Here is a 20454-nt window from a genome sequence, read left to right as displayed (position 1 = left end):
CCGGGCGGTTTCTGCCCCCCGATTTCCTGCCGTTATTGGTGGCCCCCCACCCCGGGGGGTCGCCACTTAGCAGGGGGGGGGGGGGGGGGGGGGGGGGCCTCCCCCCCCCCCCCGCCGTTTCACGCATCGCGCGAATCAGGCCTGCTTGCGCTGCGCGATATAGGCCTGGATCTGCTGTTCCAGTACCGGCAGCGGCACCGACCCCTGCTTGAGCACGGCGTCATGGAAACCCTTGACGTCGAACTTGTCGCCCAGCTCCTTCTCGGCCTGCGCGCGCAGGCGCACGATGGCGATCTCGCCGAGCTTGTAGCTCAACGCCTGGCCCGGCCAGGAGATGTAGCGATCCACTTCGGTGGTCACTTCGTGCTCGCTCAGCGCGGTATGGTCACGCAGGTAGGCGATGGCCTGTTCCCGGGTCCAGCCCTTGCTGTGCACCCCGGTATCGATCACCAGGCGTGCCGCGCGCCACATCTCGTAGGTGAGGCGACCGAAATCCTCGTAGGGGGTTTCATAGATGCCCATCTCCACGCCCAGCTTCTCGCTGTACAGGCCCCAGCCTTCGCCGTAGGCGGAGATGTAGGCGTTGCGGCGGAACTCGGGCTGTTCGCCCTGTTCGGCGGCGAGCGCGCCCTGCAGGGCATGACCGGGATCGGACTCGTGCAGGGTCAGCGCTGGCAGGTTGTACAGCGGCCGCGCCGGCAGGTTGTAGGTGTTGAGCCAATAGGTGCCCATGCCACCGCGGCCTGCGGTCCAGAATGGCGCGATGTCCGGCGGCACCGGCACGATGGTGAAGCGCGCGCGCGGCAGTGTCATGTACTTGCCGATGACACCATCGATGCGCTTGGAGATCCACGCCGCCCGATACAGCAGCTCGTTCGGGGTCTTGGCGTAGAACTGCGGATCGGTGCGCAGGAAGGTCAGGAATTCGCCGAAACTGCCCTTGAAGCCGACCTGCTGGATGATGTCGTTCATCTCCTTCTGGATGCGCGCGACTTCGCCCAGGCCGATGCGATGGATCTCATCCGGCGACAGGTCCAGCGTGGTGTATTCGTGGATCTGCTGCCTGTAGAACGCCTTGCCCTCCGGCATCGCTTCGGCCGCCAGGGTGGTACGCGCCTGCGGCACGTACTCATTGACGAAGAAGGTACGCAGCTGCTGGAACGCCGGCACCACCTTGCCGCTGATCGCCGCACGGGCCTGCGCCTGCAGCTGCGCCTGCTCGGCCGCCGGAATGCTGGCCGGCAGCTTCTTGAACGGCGCGTACAGCGGCGACTCGGTGGGGTCCTTCAGCTCGGCGACGGTGGCAATGGAGACCTCGCGCCCGTCAAGCACCGCGCGGGGCACGCTGAAACCCCGCTTGAGTCCGGCGCGCATGTTCTCGGTCTGCTGGCCGAAATAGCGCGGCACATCGTCCAGGCGTGCGATGTAGTTACGGAAGTCCTGCGCGGTCTTCATCTCGCGCCGGGCCATGAACGAGAGATTGGACCAGAACGAGGAATCGGAGTTGAACGGCATCTCGTAGGCCCGCAGACGCACCTCCTCGGCGAGGTTGAACACCTGGTCGCGGTAGATCGCGTAGTTCACCTGGTTGTCGGCGCTGAGTGTCTTCGGGTCGATCTTCTTCAGCTCGGCCAGGGTCTGGTCCCAGACCTTCAGGCGCGCCTGCTGCGCGGCCGCGCCCACATCGGGCAGCCGCGTGGCGTTGGCCGGCGCGTCGCCATCCTCGCTGGCTTCACCGCCCCCGGCCTGGCGCCACTTCCATTCCTTTTCGTACAGCGCGCGGAAGGCGGCATCGGCCGCCGATTCGGTGGTCGCAGGGGCGGACGCCGCGAGCGCGGGCGGAGCCGCCACGACGGCAGCCGGAGCGGACAGGGCGATGAGCAGGGCAACGGCAAGACGGGTTTTCACGAGCACAGGTTCCCGGGAAGGCAGACGCCGATCATGGCACCGCCGGACAGCCGGGGCATGGTTCAAAAGTCCTGCCTGCGCTGCAGGACCGGTAACGCGGGGACCGCACACCTTCGCCGGGCATGGCCCGGCGCTACCGGCGTTCGATCCCGCCCAGGTGCCGCCTCAACGGTTGGATCGGTAGCGCGGGGCCATGCCCCGCGAGCGCGCAGCGTGCAGAACGGACACCTCTCCGGCGCTGCCTCAATGGCTGGCTTTGTCCCGCTTCCAGCCGCGGTGCCGGATGTCCAGGTGCAGGCTGTACAGCGCGGTGAACGCCGGGAACAGGTTCTGCAGCACGCCCACCGAATCCTGCTTGGCCGAGAACAGGAAGTAGCTCAGCGTCATCAGGCTGCCGATCACGCTCATGTACCAGAACAGGCGCGGGATGACCGGCTTGCCGGCACGCCGGGAGGCGATGAACTGGACCAGCCAGCGGCCGCCGAACATCAGTGCGCCGGTATAGCCGATCAGCTTCCAGCCTGTCACATGCAGGCCGGTCCAGAACAACCAGGTCAGCGGCTGGTCGAGCCAGTGCAGCGCCATCATTGTTCTTCCACCGCAGTACGCCTGCTGCGGGTGATCAGCCAGGCAACGCCCCGCAGGTCGCGGATGCCGACCAGCGCACGGCCGAGGTTGTTGTACTTGGAGACGCCAGCGGTACGGTGACGATGGTTGACCGGCACGCTGGTGGTCTTCCAACCGGCACGCTGCATCAGCGCCGGCAGATAGCGGTGCATGTGGTCGAAATACGGCAGGTCGAGGAAGGCTTCGCGCTCGAACAGCTTGATGCCGCAGCCGGTGTCGGGCGTATCGTCGCGCAGCATGCGCGCCCGGATGCGGTTGGCCCAGCGACTGGCCCAGCGCTTGCTGCCGCTGTCCTGGCGGTTGACGCGCCAGCCGGCAAACAGCTTCACCTGCCCGTCGGCAGCATCGCGGGCCGCCAGCAGCTTGGGGATGTCGGCCGGATCGTTCTGGCCATCACCATCCAGGGTGGCGATCCACGGCGCACGGGCATGCTTGACACCGGTGCGCACCGCTGTGCTCTGCCCGCTCTGCTCGACGTGGTGCAGCACCCGCAGCTCCGGCGTGGTGGCTTTCAGGCCCTGCAGCACCGCCAGGCTGTCATCGCGGGAGTGATCGTCGACATAGACGATCTCGAAGGGCAACCGGCCCCGCAGTGCCGCGACGATTTCGGCGATCAGGGGCGCGACATTGTCGCGCTCGTTGAATACGGGGACGACAACGGAAAGCTCGGGTTGGCTCATGGGTCACTCGGCCAAGAGGGGACAAAGACCGCGCATTCTCCGAAGCCGAGGTTATCCGAAGATGAATCCGGCTGTGTGAGGATTGCTCCTCAGGCGCGATCGCCGAAATACTCGCGGCACCACTGGACGACGGGCGGCAGCCCCTGCTCGATCGGGGTCACCGCATCGAAGCCGAATGCGTCATGTGCGCGGCGGGTGTCGGCCATCGTGCGGACCATGTCGCCCGGCTGCATCGGCTTGTAGACCTTCTGCGCAGGGCGGCCGGCGGCCTGCTCGATGACGCTGATGAAGCGCTCCAGCTCGACCGGCGTATGGTTGCCGAGGTTGAATACCCGATGCGGTACCGGACCATCGGCCGGGTGCGCGAGCGCGCCGAGGATACCCGACACGATGTCGGAGACATGTGTGAAATCGCGCTGCATGCGCCCCTGGTTGAACACCTCGATCGGGCGCCCGGCCAGGACGGCACGCGAAAACAGCAGCGGCGCCATGTCCGGCCGTCCCCACGCGCCGTACACGGTGAAGAAGCGCAGGCCGGTGGCATGCAGGCCATACAGCTGCGCGTAGGTGTGCGCCATCAGCTCGTTGGCAGCCTTGGTGGCCGCGTACAGCGAGCGCGGCTGGTCCACGCGCTGGTCCTCGGAGAACGGCGGCGTGGCCGAATCGCCGTACACCGAACTGCTGGAGGCGTAGACCAGATGCTGCACGCCGCGGTGGCGGCACAGTCCCAGGATATTGACGAAGCCGACCAGGTTGCTGTCGACGTAGGCCTGCGGATTCTCCAGCGAGTAGCGCACCCCGGCCTGCGCAGCCAGATGGATCACCGCGCTCGGCTGCAGTTCGTCGAACAGCGCGGCCAGGCCTTCACGGTCGGTCAGGTCAAGCGTGCGCAGATCCAGCGTGGGGCACAGCGCGGCCACGCGGTCCCGCTTGATCTGCGGGTCGTAGTAGTCGTTGAAGTTGTCCAGGCCCACCACCGGCTGGCCCGCCTCCAGCAGCGCGCGGGCGGTGTAGGCACCGATGAAGCCGGCAGCGCCGGTGAGCAGGATGGTCATTGCAGGTCTCTGTCCACGTGCCGAGCGACTCAGCCCTGGCGGGTCCGCAGCTTTTCCAGCACGCCGTCGAGGGTATCCAGATCGGTGTAGTGGATGATCAGCTTGCCCTTGCCGCCGCGGCCGTGGCTGATCGCCACCTTGGTCCCCAGCGACTCGGACAGTTCGGTTTCCAGCGAGGCGATGTCGGCCTGCTGCACCTTCGGCGTGGCCGCCGGGCGGTTGCTCGGCACCTTGCCGGCGGCGAAGGCCTGCGCGCGGCGCTCCACTTCACGTACCGACCAGCCTTCATCGGCCGCTTCCTGCGCCAGCTTGCCGGCCAGTTCCGGGGCCAGGGTCAGCAGCGCGCGGGCGTGGCCCATTTCCAGGCGGCGGGTTTCCAGCAGCAGGCGGATGGCCACCGGCAGTTCCAGCAGGCGCAGCAGGTTGGACACCGCCGCGCGCGAGCGGCCGACGGCCTCGGCCGCCTCGGCATGGGTCAGGGTGAACTCGCTGATCAGGCGCTGCAGCGCCTCGGCTTCTTCCAGCGGGTTGAGGTCTTCGCGCTGGATGTTCTCGATCAGCGCCATCGCGATGACGGTGCGGTCTTCCAGTTCGCGCACCACCACCGGCACTTCGTCCAGACCGGCCAGCTGCGAGGCGCGCCAGCGGCGTTCGCCGGCGACGATCTCGAAGTTGCCCGCCGGCAGCTGACGCACCAGGATCGGCTGGATCACGCCCTGCGACCGGATCGAGTCCGCCAGTTCGGACAGCTTGCCCTCGTCCATTTCGCGACGCGGCTGGTACTTGCCCGGCTGCAGCTGGCCGACCGGCAGCTTGCGCAGCACCTCACCCGGCAAAGGTTCGATCACCGCGGTGGTGGCCTGCACCTGGCTGACCGCTCCCTTCGGACCGAGCAGCGCATCCAGGCCACGGCCGAGGCCTCGCTTCTTGGCTGCCGGCTTGCTGCTGGTCATCAGACGGTCTCCACGGCCTTGGTGGCCTTGTTGCGTTCGTTGTTGCGACGGATGATCTCGCCGGCCAGGCCCAGGTAAGCCACGCCGCCGCGCGAGGCGCGGTCGTAGCCGACGATGCTCTGGCCGTGGCTGGGTGCTTCAGCCAGGCGCACGTTGCGCGGCACGATGGTACGGAACACGCGGTCGCCGAAGTGTTCGGTCAGTTCGGCCGATACGGCGTTGGCCAGGTTGTTGCGCACATCGAACATGGTACGCAGCACGCCCTCGATCTCCAGCGCCGGGTTCAGGCTGGCGCGCAGCGCCTCGATGGTTTCCACCAGCGCACTCAGGCCTTCCAGCGCGTAGTACTCGCACTGCATCGGCACGATCACCGAATCGGCGGCGGCCAGTGCGTTGAGCGTCAGCAGTGAAAGCGCCGGCGGGCAGTCGATCAGGATGTAGTCGTACTCGTCGCGGATCGGCGCCAGCGCGCGCTTCAGGCGCTGCTCGCGCTCGCCCTGCGCCATCAGCTGGATTTCGGCTGCGGTCAGGTCGATGTTGCCGGGCAGCAGGTCGTAGCCTTCCGCGGTCTGCACACGCACGTCGGCGGCGGTGTTCTCGCCCAGCAGCAGGTCGCAGGTGGACGCCGCCAGCTCACGCTTGTCCACACCACTGCCCATGGTCGCGTTGCCCTGCGAATCCAGGTCGACCAACAGCACGCGCTTGGGTGCGTTGGCCAGGGAAGCGGCCAGGTTGACGGCGGTCGTGGTCTTGCCGACGCCACCCTTCTGGTTGGCGATGGCGATGATGCGGGCCATGCGGGTGTGCCTCGTCGACGGATGCTGGGACCGGTCATTATGCGTACAACCGGGCCCGGGCGGAAATCGTGGATCGCCAACCCCTTGTCGCGCAAAGGGTTGGCGGCGGGATCAGGGGCCTGTAACGGTGACCAGGTGGCGCTCGCCCGCCAGGCCGGGCACGCTCAACGGGGCCACGTCGCGCACCTGCCAGCCTGCCGGCAGTGCGGCGATCTCTTCATGCGGGTAGACGCCCTTCATCGCCAGCAGCACACCGCCAGGACGCAACAGGTGGCCACCGACGCGGATGATGCCGGCCAGCGTGTCCATCGCACGGGCGGTCAACTGGTCGTAGTGGCCGGCCTCGTCCAGCGCTTCGGCGCGCGACTCGGCCACGCGGGCATTGCCTAGGCCGAGCTGGCGCACGGCCTCGCGCATGAAGCGGGCCTTCTTGCCGTTGCTCTCGACCAGGGTGACCTGCAGACCCGGGCAGGCGATCGCCAGCGGGATGCCGGGCAGGCCAGGACCGGTACCCAGGTCGGCCAGGCGGCCATCGGCCACGAACGGCTGCATGGCCAGCGAATCGAGCAGGTGACGGGTGACCATCTCCTGCGGGTCGCGGATGGCGGTGAGGTTGTAGGTGCCGTTCCAGCGGTGCAGCAGGCCCAGGTAGCGCAGCAGCGGCGGCGCCAGTGCGGCGTCCAGGCCCATGCCGGCCAGGCCCTGCTCCAGCGTGGCGGTCACGCCGGCGGGGAGTTCGTGTTCGCTCATGCCGCCATTATCGCCCGTTTCCCGGGCTGATTCGCCGCTTCATTGCGGATACCAGGCCAATGCGGCACGGAACTGGCCGCTGGCCTGCCATTCGTGCAGATGCCACTGCCGGGCATCACCCAGCGCAGGGTCGCACCAGCGCAGGTGCAGGGCGCCGTCGACACCTGGCGCCAGCTGCAGGCGATGCAGGCCGAACGAAATGCCCTGCCCGTGTGCCTTCAGCAGCGCCTCCTTGGCGCACCAGACACGGAAGAACCAGTGTTCGCGTTCCGTGGCGTCCAGGCCCTGCAGCCAGGCCACCTCTTCCGGATGGAAGAAACGCTGCACGATCTCCAGCAGGCGTGGGCGCGGGCGCAGCAGTTCCAGGTCCACGCCGAGCCGTACACCTTCACCCAGCGCCACCAGCAGCACGTCGCCACTGTGGCTCCAGCCCGTGCCGTGGTCGGCCAGCGCACCGGTCAGCTCGGGTCGGCCCTTTTCGTCGCGGAGCAGCGGCAGTGCCTCCGGCGCGAGATCCAGCGCCTGTGCCAGCACCTGCCGGGCCTGCGGCTCACCGCGCTGGCCCGGCACATGTGGCCGCCGCCAGACCGTCACGGGCCCGAAGCGCCAGGGGCCATCCAGGGTGGCTGGCAAGCTCATCCGCACGCAACCGTCACGCGATTGCACGACGGGTTCACAGCCATGCGCGTCAACTGGTCACGGTTTTCCACCGGAGGTTCGATCATGGGCATCATCATCTGGCTGATCGTCGGCGGCATCGTGGGCTGGCTGGCAAGCATCATCATGAAGCGCGATGCGCAGCAGGGCATCATTCTCAACATCGTGGTCGGCATTGTCGGCGCGCTGATTTCCGGCTGGCTGTTCGGCGGCGGCATCAACGAAGCGATCACCATCCGCACCTTCCTGTTCTCGCTGATCGGTGCGGTGATCCTGCTGGCGATCGTCAACCTGTTCACCCGCAAGAGCATACGTTGATCCGACGGGCAGCGCCGGGCATGGCCCGGCGCTACCTCACCCCAACTGCACCCATGCCGGCGCATGGTCGCTTGGGCGCTCCCAGGTACGTGGCTCGCGGTCGATGCCTGACGCCACGGCGCCGCCCTTGAGCGCATCGGAGACCAGGGTGAGGTCGATGCGCAGGCCGAGATTGCGGCGGAAGCCCGCCGCGCGGTAATCCCACCAGCTGAACGTGCCGGCTTCCTCGTTGTGCAGCCGGAAACCGTCGTGCAGGCCCAGCTGCAGCAGCTTGTTCAGCGCGCCGCGCTCGGCGGTGGAGGTGAGGATGTGGTTCTCGTTCCACACCTCCGGATCATGCACGTCGCGGGCGTCCGGGGCGATGTTGAAGTCACCCAGCACGACCAGCTTCGGGTGCCGCTGCAGTTCCTCGCCGATCCAGGCGTGCACGGCCTCCAGCCAGCGCAGCTTGTACGCATACTTGTCGGTGCCGACGTCCTGGCCGTTGACCACATACAGGTTGATCACCCGCAGGTCGCCAAAGGTGCCGGCGATGACGCGCTTCTGCTCGTCCTCGAAACCCGGAATGCCGATCTGCACGTCCTGCGCCGGCTCGCGTGACAGCAGTGCCACGCCGTTGTAGGTCTTCTGGCCGGCGAATACGCTGCGGTAGCCGGCGCCGATCAGCGCCGCATCCGGGAACTTGTGGTCCTCCAGCTTGGTTTCCTGGATACCGACGATGTCCGGGCCGAACTCCTTGAGCCACTGCTCCAGGTGCGGCAGGCGGACATTGAGCGAATTGACATTCCACGAGGCGATCTTCATGGGGGCATTCTACCCGGGCCTGCTTTGGTAGGCGCCAACCTTGGTTGGCGCATGGATGCCCCGCGTGCCAACCAAGGTTGGCACCTACCAGTAGAGCCACGCCATGTGTGGCTTCACCGCAGCAGCAGCTTCAACATCCCCGCAATCTTCGAATACGGCGGCCGCAGCCTGTCGCTGGCCGCCCAGCGCGACTGCCACAGCACCGGCAACCGCTTGCTCATCGCATCGAACCCGGCGCGGCCGTGGTACGCGCCCATGCCGCTGGCGCCCACCCCGCCGAACGGCAGGCCATCGGCGGCGAAGTGCAGCAGCGTGTCGTTGACCGTCACTCCCCCGGCCACCACGTTGGCGAGAATGCGCTCCACGGTGGCGCGGTCGTGGCTGAAGGGATACAGCGCCAGCGGCCGGTCGCGGGAGAGAACGTCGACCAGCGCCGCATCCAGATCCGGGTAGGCGCGCACCGGCAGGATCGGCCCGAAGATCTCCTCGCGCATCAGGTCCAGGTTGTCCGGCGGGTCCAGTACCACGGTCGGTACCAGCAGGCGCTCGCGGTCGGCGCGAGCCTCATCCACGTGCGCCAGCGGAATCACCGGCACCCCGCGTTGCCGCGCCTGTGCCAGATAGCCCTGCAGGCGCTGGTACTGGCCTTCATTGATGATCCGCGTGTAGTCGTCGGCATCGCTGAAGTCGCCGTAGCGTTCACGCACCTGCTGCTGCAGCGCCTGCACGAACTCGCGCTGACGCGCGCTATCGATCAGCACGTAATCCGGCGCGATGCAGGTCTGGCCCGCGTTGAACCACTTGCCGGTGGCCAGCCGTGCGGCGGCTTTGTCCAGCGGGAAATCGCGGCAGACGATGGCCGGCGACTTGCCGCCCAGTTCCAGCGTGACCGGCACCAGATGCTCGGCGGCGGCGGCCATCACCTTGCGGCCAACGGCCGTCGAGCCGGTGAACAGCAGATGGTCCAACGGCAGCGACGACACCGCCGCCGCCACGTCCGCACCACCCTGCACCACCGCCACCCGATCGGGCGGGAACACACTGGCCAGCAGATCGGCCAGGAACGCACTGGTGCGGGGCGTGTGTTCCGAAGGCTTCAGCAGTACGTGGTTGCCGGCAGCGATGGCGGTGGCCAGAGGCACCAATGCCAGCGTAACCGGGTAGTTCCACGGCGAGATCACCCCGACCACGCCCAGCGGTGTCGGCCGCAGCTGCGCGCGCGCCGGCCACAACTTCCATCCCGCCGATGCCCGCTGCGGCTTCGACCAGCGCCGCAGGTGGCGCCGCAGGTGGTCGATGGCCGACAGTACGCTCATGCCATCGGCCAGTTTCGATTCAACGTCGGCGCGATGGCCGAAGTCCTCGGCGATGGCCTGGGCCATTTCATCCAGACGCGGCTTCAGCGCCTCGCGCAGGCGGCGCAGGTCGGCTTCGCGCTGGTCGAGCGTGGGCCGCTGCGACTGCCAGGCGCTGCGCAGGGTGTGCAGGAGGTGGGGGAGGTCGGCCGGGGCGGTGGTGGTCATGGGCCGATTGTAGGGTCGAGCCGTGCTTGGCTCGCATGCCAACCTTCACGCCGTGGCACGGGATCTCATTCGGATACCTCCCCGACCGCCTTGCATGCGTTCACCCTCGCATGCAAACCCGCACATCACTACGTCTTCTGCTGGTCGGTTCGATCTTCCGGGCATGACTGTGGCTCTGGCAACTCAAGCGGAATCTTGATCGGGTACTCGGGGCTGCCGTAGGCGTAACAGGAAGTGGTGACCTGAATCTCATCGCAGGGCAGGAAATGTACAGTGATGCCGCAGACATTCTGGTTGGTGTAATCCGGGACGGCGACGATTTTGCTGTGGTAACGCTTTTGTGCCTCGATTTGTTGCAGCCAGGCGTCGTACTTCGCCTCATCAGCAAATCCAGGAAATCCCTTTGAGCCTCCTACCCCCGTTTCCCAATCGACCCGTACCATTATTCCTGGTTGCCATTGATCTGGAGCCATGTAGCAGCACCCTCCACCGCCACCTTGATACGGGCCAATGATGTCAATCGCCGAACGGCTATCGACACTGAACCGGTTGATCGCCCAATGGGTGTGGTTGACGCCATAGATCGCGCTGGCATCAACAGGTCGGGCGAGCATGAGCAGAGACAAGCCGGCATAGATGGCAAGGACAATGCGATTCAACGAGGGCATGACTGTGGCTCCGGCAGCTGCAACGGAGTCTTGATCGGGTACTCGGGGCTGCCATAGGCGTAACAGGAGGTGGTGACCTGAATCTCATCGCAGGGCAGGAAGTGCACGGTTATGCCGCAGACCTTCTGGCCGGTGTAGTTCGGGACCGCGACGACTTTGCTGTGCCTGCGCTTTTGCGCCAGGATTTTTTCTCTCCAAGCCTCAAACTTCGGCCGATCTCCAAATCCAGGAAAGTCAATTGTGCTTCCGGCGCCCGTTTCCCAGTCAACCCGTACCGACAACCCTGGATGCCAGTGTTCTGGTGCGCCGTAGCAGCAGCCTCCGCCGCCGCCTTGATATGGGCCAATGATGTCAACGGCCGAACGGCCATCGACACTGAAACGATTGATCGCCCAGTGGGTGTGGTTGACGCCATAGATCGCACTGGCATCCACAGCGTAAGCAGATAAGAGCAGAGGTGGGCCAGCAAGAAATGCCAGCGCCACGCGCTTCAAAACAAACATCATTGAAACTCCATAATGTATAGCCCTCATTTCTTGTCCGAGGGCACCAATGCCCTACTTGGGCGCAAACTCCCGCCTCCAGTCACGCAGCATCTTGACCTCCCGCGCGATCACTGCTGATTCTGCTACGGGCGAATCGGAGAACAGTTCACCCGACACTGGAGTTCTTCTCAGGGGGGCTTTTGGATCACCTACGAAGAAGTGGGGCGTAAAGCAGTAGGGCTCATCGCCCGACTCCGTGGGCTGCTTCACCAACGTCGCAAACACGGCATTCTTCGGCATGCCCGGCTTGGCACCTGAACACCATGGATGCGACGAGACAATGTCCTGAATCCGCGCACCAGCCCGACGGAAGGCCGTGGGACTGAAAACCTTGCCGAGAGAGACGCGATGTACCCGATAGGTGTCGTCTTCCGGTTGCCACTCGACAAGCCATCCTGAGTTGTCATGCGATGTGCAGCTGCAATCGCAGGTCACCAATGTTGCGCTTGGTACGGCGTCGTTCCAGGACAGCCAGACCGTCTCTGTCTCGCATAGTTGCTTGATCACGGACGATCTTTCCTCGACTCGCAGGCTTCCCTGCCGTGTCGCATCGTCGGCAGCCACATGCGCTTCTGCGCCAGCCGCTGACGCTGAGACAGTGATGATCGCTGCCAGAAGTACCCTGCGCATGTCCCGATCCGATTCGATGAATCACACATGCTATGGGGCGTACGGATGACCAAAGAGAGTTCGGGCCATTTGCGTCAGAAGTTGGCAGTTCTTGCTAGAAGTCCCCGTCTTCCGTGTGGCTGGATACGTCATCCCGCACCGGTACGATCAAATACTGGGCTGATATGTAGATTCGTACTTGTTTCATTGCCGCAAGACGTCAGCGCGCTGAAGGTAGTATCCCACCTCCAATAACATGCGTAGATGCGACGCGTATTTGCATTTCTGACCGGATGTCTTCTCGTGGCCGGAGCTTCCGATGTCAGCGAGCAGTCCATTGATGTCGCGGCAGTCGGCCTGAACGCCGAGCGCGAACACATCCCATTGGTGGGCGACACCCTGGCCGCCGTCGTCGGCGAGCTTGAGGGCGATGCCACACCTGGCGCCAGTGTTGGCAGGGTGCTCGAGATACTTGCAGAGAGACTCGAACGTACGACCTGCCATGTACAGCCCCCCGTCAATGACAGCTCACGTTCGTCCGGCGTGACCTGCAGTGGACCCGATGTAGACAGCCTCTTCCCGTACTACGCAGCCTTGCGGCAGGCGAAGACACCAGCAGAGCACGATAGTCGGGGCCGTCGCTTCCTGGACGCCTATACGGCGTTGCTCAGGGATGCACCGGATGTCGCCCTCAGGCGACCAAGCGAGGATGAGGCGGCAGATGGGCTGTTACATGTGCTCTTCCCGTTCAAGGCCTGGGACGCGAAGCTGAACATTCCACGCCATGACGTGTACTTCCCGTTTGTTCCTGTGTGCAACCTCGTTGTCGCTCGCGCTGCGCGTTGCCTGGGGGCCGACCAGCTGTGCAGGAAGATCGGGCAGGCAGGCGATGAGAGTGAACAGCGCTTGTTTTGCATCAAGGAGTTTTCGAGGCGACAGCTGGCGGAGGAAGGTGAATGCCCGGAAGCCACTACCACCAGCCCCTGATGCCCATCACATGCTCCCGCCAAGATGATGGTCTCCTGGAGAATGAATTTGTTGAGCTTCATCCTCACTGTGCTCGCAACAGCGGCTTCAACAGAGGATGCGAAGGCTGACGGCGGGAAATGGGTGCACTCTGGCAGCAACATCACACTGCGATACGACGGCGAGGAGAATGGTCGCTACCGGAACCTGTCGGTGATGAAGCAGGGCAAGCTGGTGCGCCGCATAGCTTTGGGCAAGCGCTCGTACTCTCTGTTCGAGTACGACCCGATCCGGCGACGTCCCCTGACGGCCGGTATGTGCTTGTCGCTGACGTGGAATCCGGTGAGGTTGGCATGCCGGATGGGCGCGGTTCTCTGCATGAAAGGCGGTACTGCGGTTTCATCGACACACGAAGCGGTCGCCTGCTCGCGCGTCAGACCGGGCAATTCTGTGGAGGGCAATTCAATGACGCTGGCGCCTGGGCATCTCCCGCCCTTCCTGACCTGCACCCTTCTGAGGTGCGTCCCACCGCGGAGGACTATGCCTCAGGCCGCCTGAGTTCCTCGGATGCACCCGATGGTTCCCTCGACAATCTGCTTCGCTGCGACCCACCGGGCCCGGGCAACAGGAACCACTACGGGAAGCTGATTGATACAGGGATCTTTGACGTCACTCCCTCGCAGAGAAGGGCACTGTACGGCGGGTAGAGCTGACCGTTGATCGACTGCATATGGCTGCAGCTTGTACTGCATACTGCGGCGGGGTCAGAGCCCTTTCGCATGCGAAAGGGACCCGACCCCGGTCGCCATCCCACAAGCAGAAAGGCCGCGGTCTGCACCGCGGCCTTCCCTTCACTGCATGGAACCCACCGGTTATTTGGTGATATCCACGTCCTTGGTTTCACGCAGGAACAGGCCACCGATCACCACCGACATCAGCGCGATCGCGATCGGATACCACAGGCCGTAGTACAGGTTGCCGGTACCGGCCACCAGCGCGAAGGAGATCGCCGGCAGGAAGCCACCGAACCAGCCGTTGCCGATGTGATACGGCAGCGACATCGAGGTGTAGCGGATGCGGGTCGGGAACAGCTCGACCAGGTAGGCGGCGATCGGGCCGTAGACCATGGTCACGTACAGCACCAGCAGCCACAGCATGAAGATCGTGCCCGCAATGTTGATGCGCGCGCTGTCCGCCTTGGCCGGATAGCCGGCGGTGGTCAGGGCGGTCTTCAGTTCGGCACCGAATGCGTCGGCCTTGGCCTTGCCTTCGTCCTTGCTCAGTCCCGCCGCTTCATACGAGGTGACGCTGGCGCTGCCGACGTTGACGATCGCCAGCGAACCCGCCGCTGCCGGCTGCACGTCGTACGGCACGCCCGCCTTGGTCAACGCGGCGGTGGCCACGTCACAGGAGCTGGTGAACTTGCGCAGGCCGACCGGATCGAACTGGAACGAGCAGGTGGACGGATCGGCCACGACCAGGGCCGGCGAGGTGCTGCGGGCCTCTTCGATGGCGGGGTTGGCGAAGTGGGTCAGGCCCTTGAAGATCGGGATGTAGGTCACGGCGGCCAGCAGGCAGCCGGCGAGGATGATCTTCTTGCGGCCGATACGGTCGGACAGCCAGCCGAAGAAGATGAAGAACGGCACACCCAGCGCCAGTGCGGCTGCGATCAGCAGGTAGGAGGTGGTGGCGTCGACCTTCAGCATGCTGCTGAGGAAGAACAGCGCATAGAACTGGCCGCCGTACCAGACCACGGCCTGGCCGGCCGCTGCGCCCAGCAGGACCAGCAGCATCAGCTTCAGGTTGCCGCCCTTCAGGCTGTCACGGAACGGCGTCTTGGAGCCCTTGCCTTCCGACTTCATCTGCTGGAACAGCGGCGACTCACTCAGCTGCAGGCGGATCCACACCGAGATGCCCAGCAGCACGATGGACACCAGGAACGGAATGCGCCAGCCCCAGGCTTCGAATGCTTCATTGCCCAGGAAGTAGCGGCAGGCCAGGATGATCAGCAGCGACATGAACAGGCCCAGCGTGGCGGTGCACTGGATGAAGCTGGTGTACAGGCCACGCTTGTCGTCCGGGGCATGCTCGGCCACGTAGGTCGCCGCGCCGCCGTATTCGCCACCCATCGCCAGGCCCTGGGCCAGACGCAGGATGATCAGGATCACCGGCGCGGCAAAGCCGATCGACGCGTAGTTGGGCAGCACACCGACCAGGAAGGTCGAGATGCCCATGATCAGGATGGTGACCAGGAAGGTGTACTTGCGGCCGATGCGGTCGCCGAGGCTGCCGAAGAAGGCCGCGCCGAACGGTCGCACGAAGAAGCCGGCGGCGAACGCCAGCAGGGCGAAGATCATGCCCGTGGTTTCATTGACACCGCTGAAGAACTGCTTGGCGATGATGGCGGCGAGCGAGCCGTACAGGAAGAAGTCATACCACTCGAAGACCGTACCCAGGCTCGAAGCGAAGATGACTTTCTTGTGGCCCTTGGTTAGGGTGCCCGCGGGATTGTGCGCGGTGCTGGGTGTGCTGGACATGAGACGCTTCCCCTCCGAAGCAATCGTTGTTGGTAGGTGCCGACGGTGGGTCGGCACTCAGTATCGGTAGCGGCCGACCTGGGTCGGCGCGCCGTCAGAAGCTGTACTTCGTGGTGAACTGCAGCCGGGTGATGTCACCCTTGTTGCCGTTCTCGATCTCGCGGCGGCCATACATCAGCTCGGCGCCGACATCGACCTTGGGCAGCGGTGAGTAGAAGATGTTGCCGCGGATGCTCTGCACGCTCTTGGTGACCAGCGGGCCCAGCACGCTGTCGTTGTCGTAGTCGCTGCGCGCATAGATCAGGTTGGTGCGCAGCTTCGGCGAGAACGCATGGCGCCAGCCCACGTAGCCGGCCAGAACGCCGGTCGGATTGAGCTCGTCGCGGGCGATGTCATAGGCCGAGTCGGCGGTGATGCCCAGGCCGATGTAACGCGCGATGCCCTCGCCTCCGGTGAACTGGTAATGCAGCGAATCGCTGTCGCCCATCACCCACTTGCCGCCCAGGGTCAGGCCGCCGGCAACCTTGTCGGCCTTGGCGCCGGTGGTCTGGTTGTCGACCTTCAGCTGGCGGACGATGCCGCCGACGCCGAAGGTGCCCCAGTCGCCCTTCCAGCCGTAACGCATCGTCAGATCAGGCAGACTGCCGCGATCGGAGTTGGCGCTGGCGTTGGTCCAGGCACCCGTGACCGGATTGCGGGTACCGGTAAGCGTGGTGGTTTCCGGGTTTTCCAGGGCAACGCTGAAGCCGCCGCTGGTGTAACGCACCTGTGCCTGGCGTACGAAGATCACACCGTCGGTCGGGCCGACGAAGTCGACCGCTTCCGGCAATGCGGCCGCGTCCATGAAGTTGGACCAGGTCTGGCCGGCGAGCCAGTTGTTCCAGTACATGTAGGCATGGCGCAGGGTGACACCGTAGGTGTTGGTGGCGGTCTGGTTGCCGAGCGAGTTGCCGAAGAAGTCCATCTCGAAGAACGCGCCGGCCTTGTTGCCGGACTCGCTCACGTTGTCGATGCCCAGGTTGAAGCGCGAGAACTTTGCGTGGGCGTTGTAGTCGGTGCCCGAACGCCTGCCGTTTCCGCCGGCGCCTTCCACCGGGGTCTGGCCCGGCAGATACAGCGAACGGCCGGTGGCATCGTCGGCCAGCTGGCCGTCACTGGTCTGGGTCGCCAGGAAGTCAGCCTTGATGAAGCCACCGATCTTGACCGTGGTACCCGGTGCGGCACCCGGAGTGATGGTGGTGACCTGGATCGGCTGCTTGCCGGCCGGCACCGCCGGCTTCTGCTCGGACTGCACGGTGCGGACTTCGGTCACCGCCTGCTGGGTCTGGGCGATCTGGGTCTGCTGCTGTTGCTGCGAAGACAGCAGCAGCTGGACCTGGCGCTCCAGTTCGGCGACGCGTGATTCGAGTGCTTTCTCTTTGGCGGTCTCTGCGAACGCCATGCCCGGTGCGACCAGGGCGACCAGCAGGCAGGCCGCCAAAGGTGTGCGCACGGCTTTCAACGTACGGTGGCTCATGTTGCCCTCTCTCCCAAGTGGCAAGGTGATGCCGCGCGTGGGGCACGGTCGAGCCGAGACTGCGGGGCACATGCGCACACCGGCTATTCGCCATTGGTCGAAGCCGGGCCCGCAGGGCGCTCACTTTCGACCATGGTCTAAGCACAGTGGTGACGCGGCCGGGGGTGGATGGGGCAAACTGAGGGGGATCGGTCGTTGCGATGCTGCGACCGCACATACAAAGTCAACGTGCAAGTGAGGGTGCCATGGCTGATATCTACCCCGTCGATCCGCAGTTCGCCGCCAAGGCACGCATCGACAAGACGTCCTACCAACAGCAGTACCAGGCTTCTGTGACCGACCCGGAGGGTTTCTGGGGCAAGGCCGCCGAGCGCCTGCAATGGATGCGCACGCCGACGAAGATCAAGAACGTCAGCTACGACTTGGCCGACTTCCACATCAAGTGGTTCGAGGACGGCGAGCTCAACGCCAGCGTCAACTGCCTTGACCGCCAGCTGGACAGCCGTGGCGACAAGACCGCCCTGCTGTTCGAGCCGGACAGCCCGGACGCACCGGCCCAGCACGTGACCTATCGCGAGCTGTACGAGCGCACCTGCCGGCTCGGCAATGCGCTGCGCAACCTGGGCGTCGGCAAGGGTGACCGGGTCACCATCTACCTGCCGATGATCGTCGATGCTGCCGTGGCCATGCTGGCCTGCGCGCGCATCGGTGCGATCCACTCGGTAGTGTTCGGTGGCTTCGCGCCGAACTCGATCGCCGATCGTGTCAGCGACTGCCAGAGCAAGCTCATCATCACCGCCGACGAGGGCCTGCGCGGTGGCCGCAAGGTTCCGCTGAAGGCCAACGTCGATGCAGCGCTGAAACTGCCGGGCACCAACACCGTGGAGACCGTGCTGGTGGTGCGCCACACCGGCGGCGCGGTGGACATGCAGGCCCCGCGCGACCGCTGGTTCCATGACGTCGTGGACAGCCAGCCCTCCACCTGCGAGCCGGAGCGCATGAACGCCGAGGATCCGCTGTTCATCCTCTACACGTCCGGTTCCACCGGCAAGCCGAAGGGCGTGCTTCACACCACCGGCGGTTATCTGCTGTACGCGGCATACACCCACGAAGCGGTGTTCGACCTGCGCGAGGACGACATCTACTGGTGCACCGCCGACGTCGGCTGGGTCACCGGCCACAGCTACATCGTGTACGGCCCGCTGGCCAACGGCGCAACCTCGCTGATGTTCGAGGGCGTGCCGAACTACCCGGACACCTCGCGTTTCTGGAACGTCATCGACAAGCACAAGGTGTCGATCTTCTATACCGCGCCGACCGCCATCCGTGCACTGATGCGCGAAGGCGAGGAGCCGGTGAAGAAGACCTCGCGCGCCTCGCTGCGCCTGCTCGGCAGCGTCGGCGAGCCGATCAATCCCGAGGCCTGGCGCTGGTACTACGAGGTGGTCGGCGACAGCCGCTGCCCGATCGTCGATACCTGGTGGCAGACCGAGACCGGCGGCATCCTGATTTCGCCGCTGGCCGGTGCGATGGACCTCAAGCCGGGGTCGGCCACCCTGCCCTTCTTCGGCGTACAGCCGGCGCTGGTGAATGCCGATGGCGAGATCCAGGACGGCCCGACCGAAGGCAATCTGATCATCCGTGATTCCTGGCCGGGCCAGATGCGCACGGTGTACGGCGACCACCAGCGCTTCATCGACACCTATTTCCGCACGTATCCGGGCAGCTACTTCACCGGCGACGGTTGCCGCCGCGACGAAGACGGCTACTACTGGATCACCGGCCGCGTGGACGATGTGATCAACGTGTCCGGCCACCGCATCGGCACCGCCGAGGTCGAAAGCGCGCTGGTCTCGCACCCGAAGGTGGCAGAAGCCGCCGTCGTCGGCTTCCCGCACGACGTGAAGGGCCAGGGCATCTATGCCTACGTCACCCTGGTGGCCGAGGAAGTGCCGAGCGAAGAGCTGCACAAGGAGCTGATCGCATGGGTGCGCAAGGAAATCGGGCCGATCGCCACCCCGGACCACCTGCAGTGGGCACCGGGCCTGCCCAAGACCCGCTCGGGCAAGATCATGCGCCGCATCCTGCGCAAGATTGCTGAAAACGCGCCGGACCAGCTCGGCGACACCTCGACCCTGGCCGATCCGTCGGTGGTGGCGTCACTGGTGGACGAACGCAAGGTACGCTGACGTACGACCCGGGGTCGGACCCCTTTCCGCAGGGAAAGGGCTCTGACCCCAGGGGCCTGGCCCCCGAACAGTTTCCCCACGGTTCCCCCCGACCATGACCACCCTCCTGATTGCAGATGACCACCCGCTGTTCCGCGAAGCCCTGCGTGGGGCCGTACAGCGGGTCATCCCCGGCGTGCAGCTGTTCGAGGCTGACAGCGTGGAAGCGCTGTATGCGCTGGCCGACCAGCACAACGATGCCGACCTGGTCCTGATGGACCTCAACATGCCGGGTGCACAGGGTTTCAACGCACTGGTGCACATGCGCTCGCTGCATCCTCACCTGCCGGTGGTGGTCGTCTCCGCGCGGGAGGAGGCCACGGTGATGCGCCGTGCGCTCGATCACGGTGCGCTGGGCTTCATCCCCAAGTCCGCCGACTCGGACACCATCGGTCATGCGCTGGGCACCATCCTCGACGGCGAGACGTGGGCCCCGCCGGAAGCACACAACGTGCCACCCACCGAGCGCGAGGAACGCGAGGTCGGCCAGCGCCTGCGCGAGCTGACGCCGCAGCAGTTCCGCGTGCTGCAGATGCTGGGCGCCGGCCGTCTGAACAAGCAGATCGCCTACGACCTCAACGTCTCCGAAGCGACGATCAAGGCACATGTGACCGCGATCCTGCGCAAGCTGGGCGTGACCAACCGCACCCAGGCGGTGCTGATGGCCGGCAAGCTGGCCATCGACGACGACGCGATCGTGCTGCCGCCGGAAGAAGACTGATCGCGGCGTACTGCGGTGCCGTGCACGGGGTCTCGTGAGGCCCTCGTAGAGCCGAGCCCATGCTCGGCTGCTCTTCGCCTCAATGCCAATCATGCCTCAAGCGGCCATCGACTCCAGGCATAGGGGTACTCCGCGATACGGGTAGCCAACCCTGCACGCACGGGATTGGCCGCAATGTATCTCGCCTGCGTGTGCAGGCATTCATCACTGCGCAACGCATGGTCGTAGTACCCCGGCTGCCAGATCGGCACGTTCGCATCAACGCGCGTGGCGATGGATCTTCCACTCCTGGACTTCAGGATCTGCATGCAGCCGGCCAGCGTGCCGGTACGCAACTCCATCAACCAAGCATGGACATTGCCGGTATGCGACCAACGACCATAACGAAGTGCGGGACTGGCCATGCGAAGAGGCTATGGCACGCATGACAGCCTCTCCATCAGTGCAACACCGCAATGCCTGTCAGCCAACACCCTGACGTAGAGGCCCCGGCCAAAGGGCGGGGGGGGGAGAACCCCCCCCCCGAGGGGGGGGGGGAAAAGCGTGCCCCCGCCCCCCCCCCCCCCCCCCCCGGGGGGAGGGACGAAGGCGG

The 20454-nt window shown here is 65.4% G+C and carries 20 protein-coding genes; 4 read left to right on the top strand and 16 right to left on the bottom strand.

Going from position 1 to position 20454, the window contains the following annotated elements; translation table 11 throughout:
• Positions 1-135: 135 nt before the first annotated feature.
• From ACVOMM_RS17825 to ACVOMM_RS17790, 8 genes are all read right to left on the bottom strand, one after another.
• A complete protein-coding gene (locus ACVOMM_RS17825; protein WP_065174509.1) occupies positions 136-1908 on the bottom strand; it encodes a DUF885 domain-containing protein in 1773 nt (590 codons plus the stop codon).
• Positions 1909-2151: 243 nt separating this feature from the next.
• Positions 2152-2493: a lipid-A-disaccharide synthase N-terminal domain-containing protein gene (locus ACVOMM_RS17820; RefSeq protein ID WP_053517717.1), complete on the bottom strand. Its 342-nt coding sequence runs from the start codon at positions 2491-2493 to the stop codon at positions 2152-2154.
• Positions 2493-3215, bottom strand: coding sequence for a glycosyltransferase family 2 protein (locus tag ACVOMM_RS17815; protein ID WP_481526575.1), 723 nt, complete (start codon positions 3213-3215; stop codon positions 2493-2495). Before ACVOMM_RS17815 ends, ACVOMM_RS17820 begins: the two co-directional genes overlap by 1 nt.
• 89 nt (positions 3216-3304) lie before the next feature.
• Positions 3305-4270 carry an NAD-dependent epimerase/dehydratase family protein gene (locus ACVOMM_RS17810; RefSeq protein ID WP_481526574.1) on the bottom strand — a complete coding sequence of 322 codons (966 nt, stop codon included), beginning with the start codon at positions 4268-4270 and terminating at the stop codon, positions 3305-3307.
• A gap of 29 nt (positions 4271-4299) precedes the next feature.
• Positions 4300-5223 carry a ParB/RepB/Spo0J family partition protein gene (locus ACVOMM_RS17805; protein ID WP_053517713.1) on the bottom strand — a complete coding sequence of 308 codons (924 nt, stop codon included), beginning with the start codon at positions 5221-5223 and terminating at the stop codon, positions 4300-4302.
• Positions 5223-6020, bottom strand: coding sequence for a ParA family protein (locus ACVOMM_RS17800; protein ID WP_053517712.1), 798 nt, complete (start codon positions 6018-6020; stop codon positions 5223-5225). The genes ACVOMM_RS17805 and ACVOMM_RS17800 overlap by 1 nt, the downstream gene beginning before the upstream one ends.
• A 111-nt stretch (positions 6021-6131) precedes the next feature.
• A complete protein-coding gene (gene rsmG / locus ACVOMM_RS17795) occupies positions 6132-6770 on the bottom strand; it encodes a 16S rRNA (guanine(527)-N(7))-methyltransferase RsmG (protein WP_053517711.1) in 639 nt (212 codons plus the stop codon).
• Between the two features lie 39 nt (positions 6771-6809).
• Positions 6810-7409 carry a 4'-phosphopantetheinyl transferase family protein gene (locus ACVOMM_RS17790; RefSeq protein ID WP_164150423.1) on the bottom strand — a complete coding sequence of 200 codons (600 nt, stop codon included), beginning with the start codon at positions 7407-7409 and terminating at the stop codon, positions 6810-6812.
• An 84-nt stretch (positions 7410-7493) separates the two neighbouring features.
• On the opposite strand from ACVOMM_RS17790, the gene ACVOMM_RS17785 reads away from it, so the two are divergent.
• On the top strand, positions 7494-7745 hold the full coding sequence (locus tag ACVOMM_RS17785; protein WP_005411656.1) for a GlsB/YeaQ/YmgE family stress response membrane protein: 252 nt from the start codon (positions 7494-7496) through the stop codon (positions 7743-7745).
• Between the two features lie 36 nt (positions 7746-7781).
• Here ACVOMM_RS17785 and xth read toward each other — a convergent pair whose 3' ends face one another.
• The 5 genes from xth to ACVOMM_RS17760 form a co-directional block, all read right to left on the bottom strand.
• The gene (gene xth, locus ACVOMM_RS17780) at positions 7782-8549 is read right to left on the bottom strand and encodes an exodeoxyribonuclease III (RefSeq protein WP_065174252.1); all 768 of its coding nucleotides are present in this window, start codon (positions 8547-8549) and stop codon (positions 7782-7784) included.
• A 113-nt stretch (positions 8550-8662) separates the two neighbouring features.
• Positions 8663-10072, bottom strand: coding sequence for a coniferyl aldehyde dehydrogenase (locus ACVOMM_RS17775; RefSeq protein ID WP_481526573.1), 1410 nt, complete (start codon positions 10070-10072; stop codon positions 8663-8665).
• Positions 10073-10200: 128 nt separating this feature from the next.
• A complete protein-coding gene (tli1a, locus tag ACVOMM_RS17770) occupies positions 10201-10740 on the bottom strand; it encodes a Tli1a family immunity protein (protein WP_481526572.1) in 540 nt (179 codons plus the stop codon).
• Positions 10728-11246: a Tli1a family immunity protein gene (gene tli1a, locus ACVOMM_RS17765; RefSeq protein ID WP_258012651.1), complete on the bottom strand. Its 519-nt coding sequence runs from the start codon at positions 11244-11246 to the stop codon at positions 10728-10730. Before tli1a (ACVOMM_RS17765) ends, tli1a (ACVOMM_RS17770) begins: the two co-directional genes overlap by 13 nt.
• Before the next feature lie 51 nt (positions 11247-11297).
• Positions 11298-11915: a hypothetical protein gene (locus ACVOMM_RS17760; RefSeq protein WP_180869798.1), complete on the bottom strand. Its 618-nt coding sequence runs from the start codon at positions 11913-11915 to the stop codon at positions 11298-11300.
• Between the two features lie 282 nt (positions 11916-12197).
• On the opposite strand from ACVOMM_RS17760, the gene ACVOMM_RS17755 reads away from it, so the two are divergent.
• The gene (locus tag ACVOMM_RS17755) at positions 12198-12881 is read left to right on the top strand and encodes a hypothetical protein (protein WP_180869800.1); all 684 of its coding nucleotides are present in this window, start codon (positions 12198-12200) and stop codon (positions 12879-12881) included.
• An 851-nt stretch (positions 12882-13732) separates the two neighbouring features.
• Here the strand turns inward: ACVOMM_RS17755 and ACVOMM_RS17750 are convergent.
• Entirely contained in the window at positions 13733-15397 is a 1665-nt protein-coding gene (locus ACVOMM_RS17750; RefSeq protein WP_074900190.1) for an MFS transporter, read from the bottom strand.
• Between the two features lie 94 nt (positions 15398-15491).
• Entirely contained in the window at positions 15492-16913 is a 1422-nt protein-coding gene (locus tag ACVOMM_RS17745; protein ID WP_053517699.1) for a DcaP family trimeric outer membrane transporter, read from the bottom strand.
• Between the two features lie 245 nt (positions 16914-17158).
• On the opposite strand from ACVOMM_RS17745, the gene acs reads away from it, so the two are divergent.
• On the top strand, positions 17159-19102 hold the full coding sequence (acs, locus tag ACVOMM_RS17740; protein WP_197600211.1) for an acetate--CoA ligase: 1944 nt from the start codon (positions 17159-17161) through the stop codon (positions 19100-19102).
• A 94-nt stretch (positions 19103-19196) separates the two neighbouring features.
• Positions 19197-19862: a response regulator transcription factor gene (locus ACVOMM_RS17735; protein ID WP_005411662.1), complete on the top strand. Its 666-nt coding sequence runs from the start codon at positions 19197-19199 to the stop codon at positions 19860-19862.
• An 89-nt stretch (positions 19863-19951) separates the two neighbouring features.
• Here the strand turns inward: ACVOMM_RS17735 and ACVOMM_RS17730 are convergent, their stop codons facing one another.
• Positions 19952-20266, bottom strand: coding sequence for a hypothetical protein (locus ACVOMM_RS17730; RefSeq protein WP_262219048.1), 315 nt, complete (start codon positions 20264-20266; stop codon positions 19952-19954).
• Positions 20267-20454: the final 188 nt, after the last annotated feature.

The sequence above is a fragment of the Stenotrophomonas sp. STEN009 genome (assembly GCF_056760395.1).
Note: the sequence above shows the minus strand (reverse complement) of the source record. Positions and strands in the feature narration are given on the sequence as shown.

What these genes read in the sequence shown, in the direction of transcription:
- ACVOMM_RS17810 (WP_481526574.1), bottom strand. Translation starts at nt 4,270, where the DNA reads ATGACCATCCTGCTCACCGGCGCTGCCGGCTTCATCGGTGCCTACACC.
- xth (WP_065174252.1), bottom strand. Translation starts at nt 8,549, where the DNA reads ATGAAGATCGCCTCGTGGAATGTCAATTCGCTCAATGTCCGCCTGCCG.
- ACVOMM_RS17745 (WP_053517699.1), bottom strand. Translation starts at nt 16,913, where the DNA reads ATGAGCCACCGTACGTTGAAAGCCGTGCGCACACCTTTGGCGGCCTGC.
- ACVOMM_RS17730 (WP_262219048.1), bottom strand. Translation starts at nt 20,266, where the DNA reads ATGGCCAGTCCCGCACTTCGTTATGGTCGTTGGTCGCATACCGGCAAT.
- ACVOMM_RS17790 (WP_164150423.1), bottom strand. Translation starts at nt 7,409, where the DNA reads ATGAGCTTGCCAGCCACCCTGGATGGCCCCTGGCGCTTCGGGCCCGTG.
- ACVOMM_RS17775 (WP_481526573.1), bottom strand. Translation starts at nt 10,072, where the DNA reads ATGACCACCACCGCCCCGGCCGACCTCCCCCACCTCCTGCACACCCTG.
- ACVOMM_RS17820 (WP_053517717.1), bottom strand. Translation starts at nt 2,493, where the DNA reads ATGGCGCTGCACTGGCTCGACCAGCCGCTGACCTGGTTGTTCTGGACC.
- ACVOMM_RS17735 (WP_005411662.1), top strand. Translation starts at nt 19,197, where the DNA reads ATGACCACCCTCCTGATTGCAGATGACCACCCGCTGTTCCGCGAAGCC.
- ACVOMM_RS17800 (WP_053517712.1), bottom strand. Translation starts at nt 6,020, where the DNA reads ATGGCCCGCATCATCGCCATCGCCAACCAGAAGGGTGGCGTCGGCAAG.
- ACVOMM_RS17750 (WP_074900190.1), bottom strand. Translation starts at nt 15,397, where the DNA reads ATGTCCAGCACACCCAGCACCGCGCACAATCCCGCGGGCACCCTAACC.
- ACVOMM_RS17785 (WP_005411656.1), top strand. Translation starts at nt 7,494, where the DNA reads ATGGGCATCATCATCTGGCTGATCGTCGGCGGCATCGTGGGCTGGCTG.
- ACVOMM_RS17805 (WP_053517713.1), bottom strand. Translation starts at nt 5,223, where the DNA reads ATGACCAGCAGCAAGCCGGCAGCCAAGAAGCGAGGCCTCGGCCGTGGC.
- tli1a (WP_481526572.1), bottom strand. Translation starts at nt 10,740, where the DNA reads ATGCCCTCGTTGAATCGCATTGTCCTTGCCATCTATGCCGGCTTGTCT.
- acs (WP_197600211.1), top strand. Translation starts at nt 17,159, where the DNA reads ATGGCTGATATCTACCCCGTCGATCCGCAGTTCGCCGCCAAGGCACGC.
- ACVOMM_RS17815 (WP_481526575.1), bottom strand. Translation starts at nt 3,215, where the DNA reads ATGAGCCAACCCGAGCTTTCCGTTGTCGTCCCCGTATTCAACGAGCGC.
- tli1a (WP_258012651.1), bottom strand. Translation starts at nt 11,246, where the DNA reads ATGATGTTTGTTTTGAAGCGCGTGGCGCTGGCATTTCTTGCTGGCCCA.
- ACVOMM_RS17760 (WP_180869798.1), bottom strand. Translation starts at nt 11,915, where the DNA reads ATGCGCAGGGTACTTCTGGCAGCGATCATCACTGTCTCAGCGTCAGCG.
- rsmG (WP_053517711.1), bottom strand. Translation starts at nt 6,770, where the DNA reads ATGAGCGAACACGAACTCCCCGCCGGCGTGACCGCCACGCTGGAGCAG.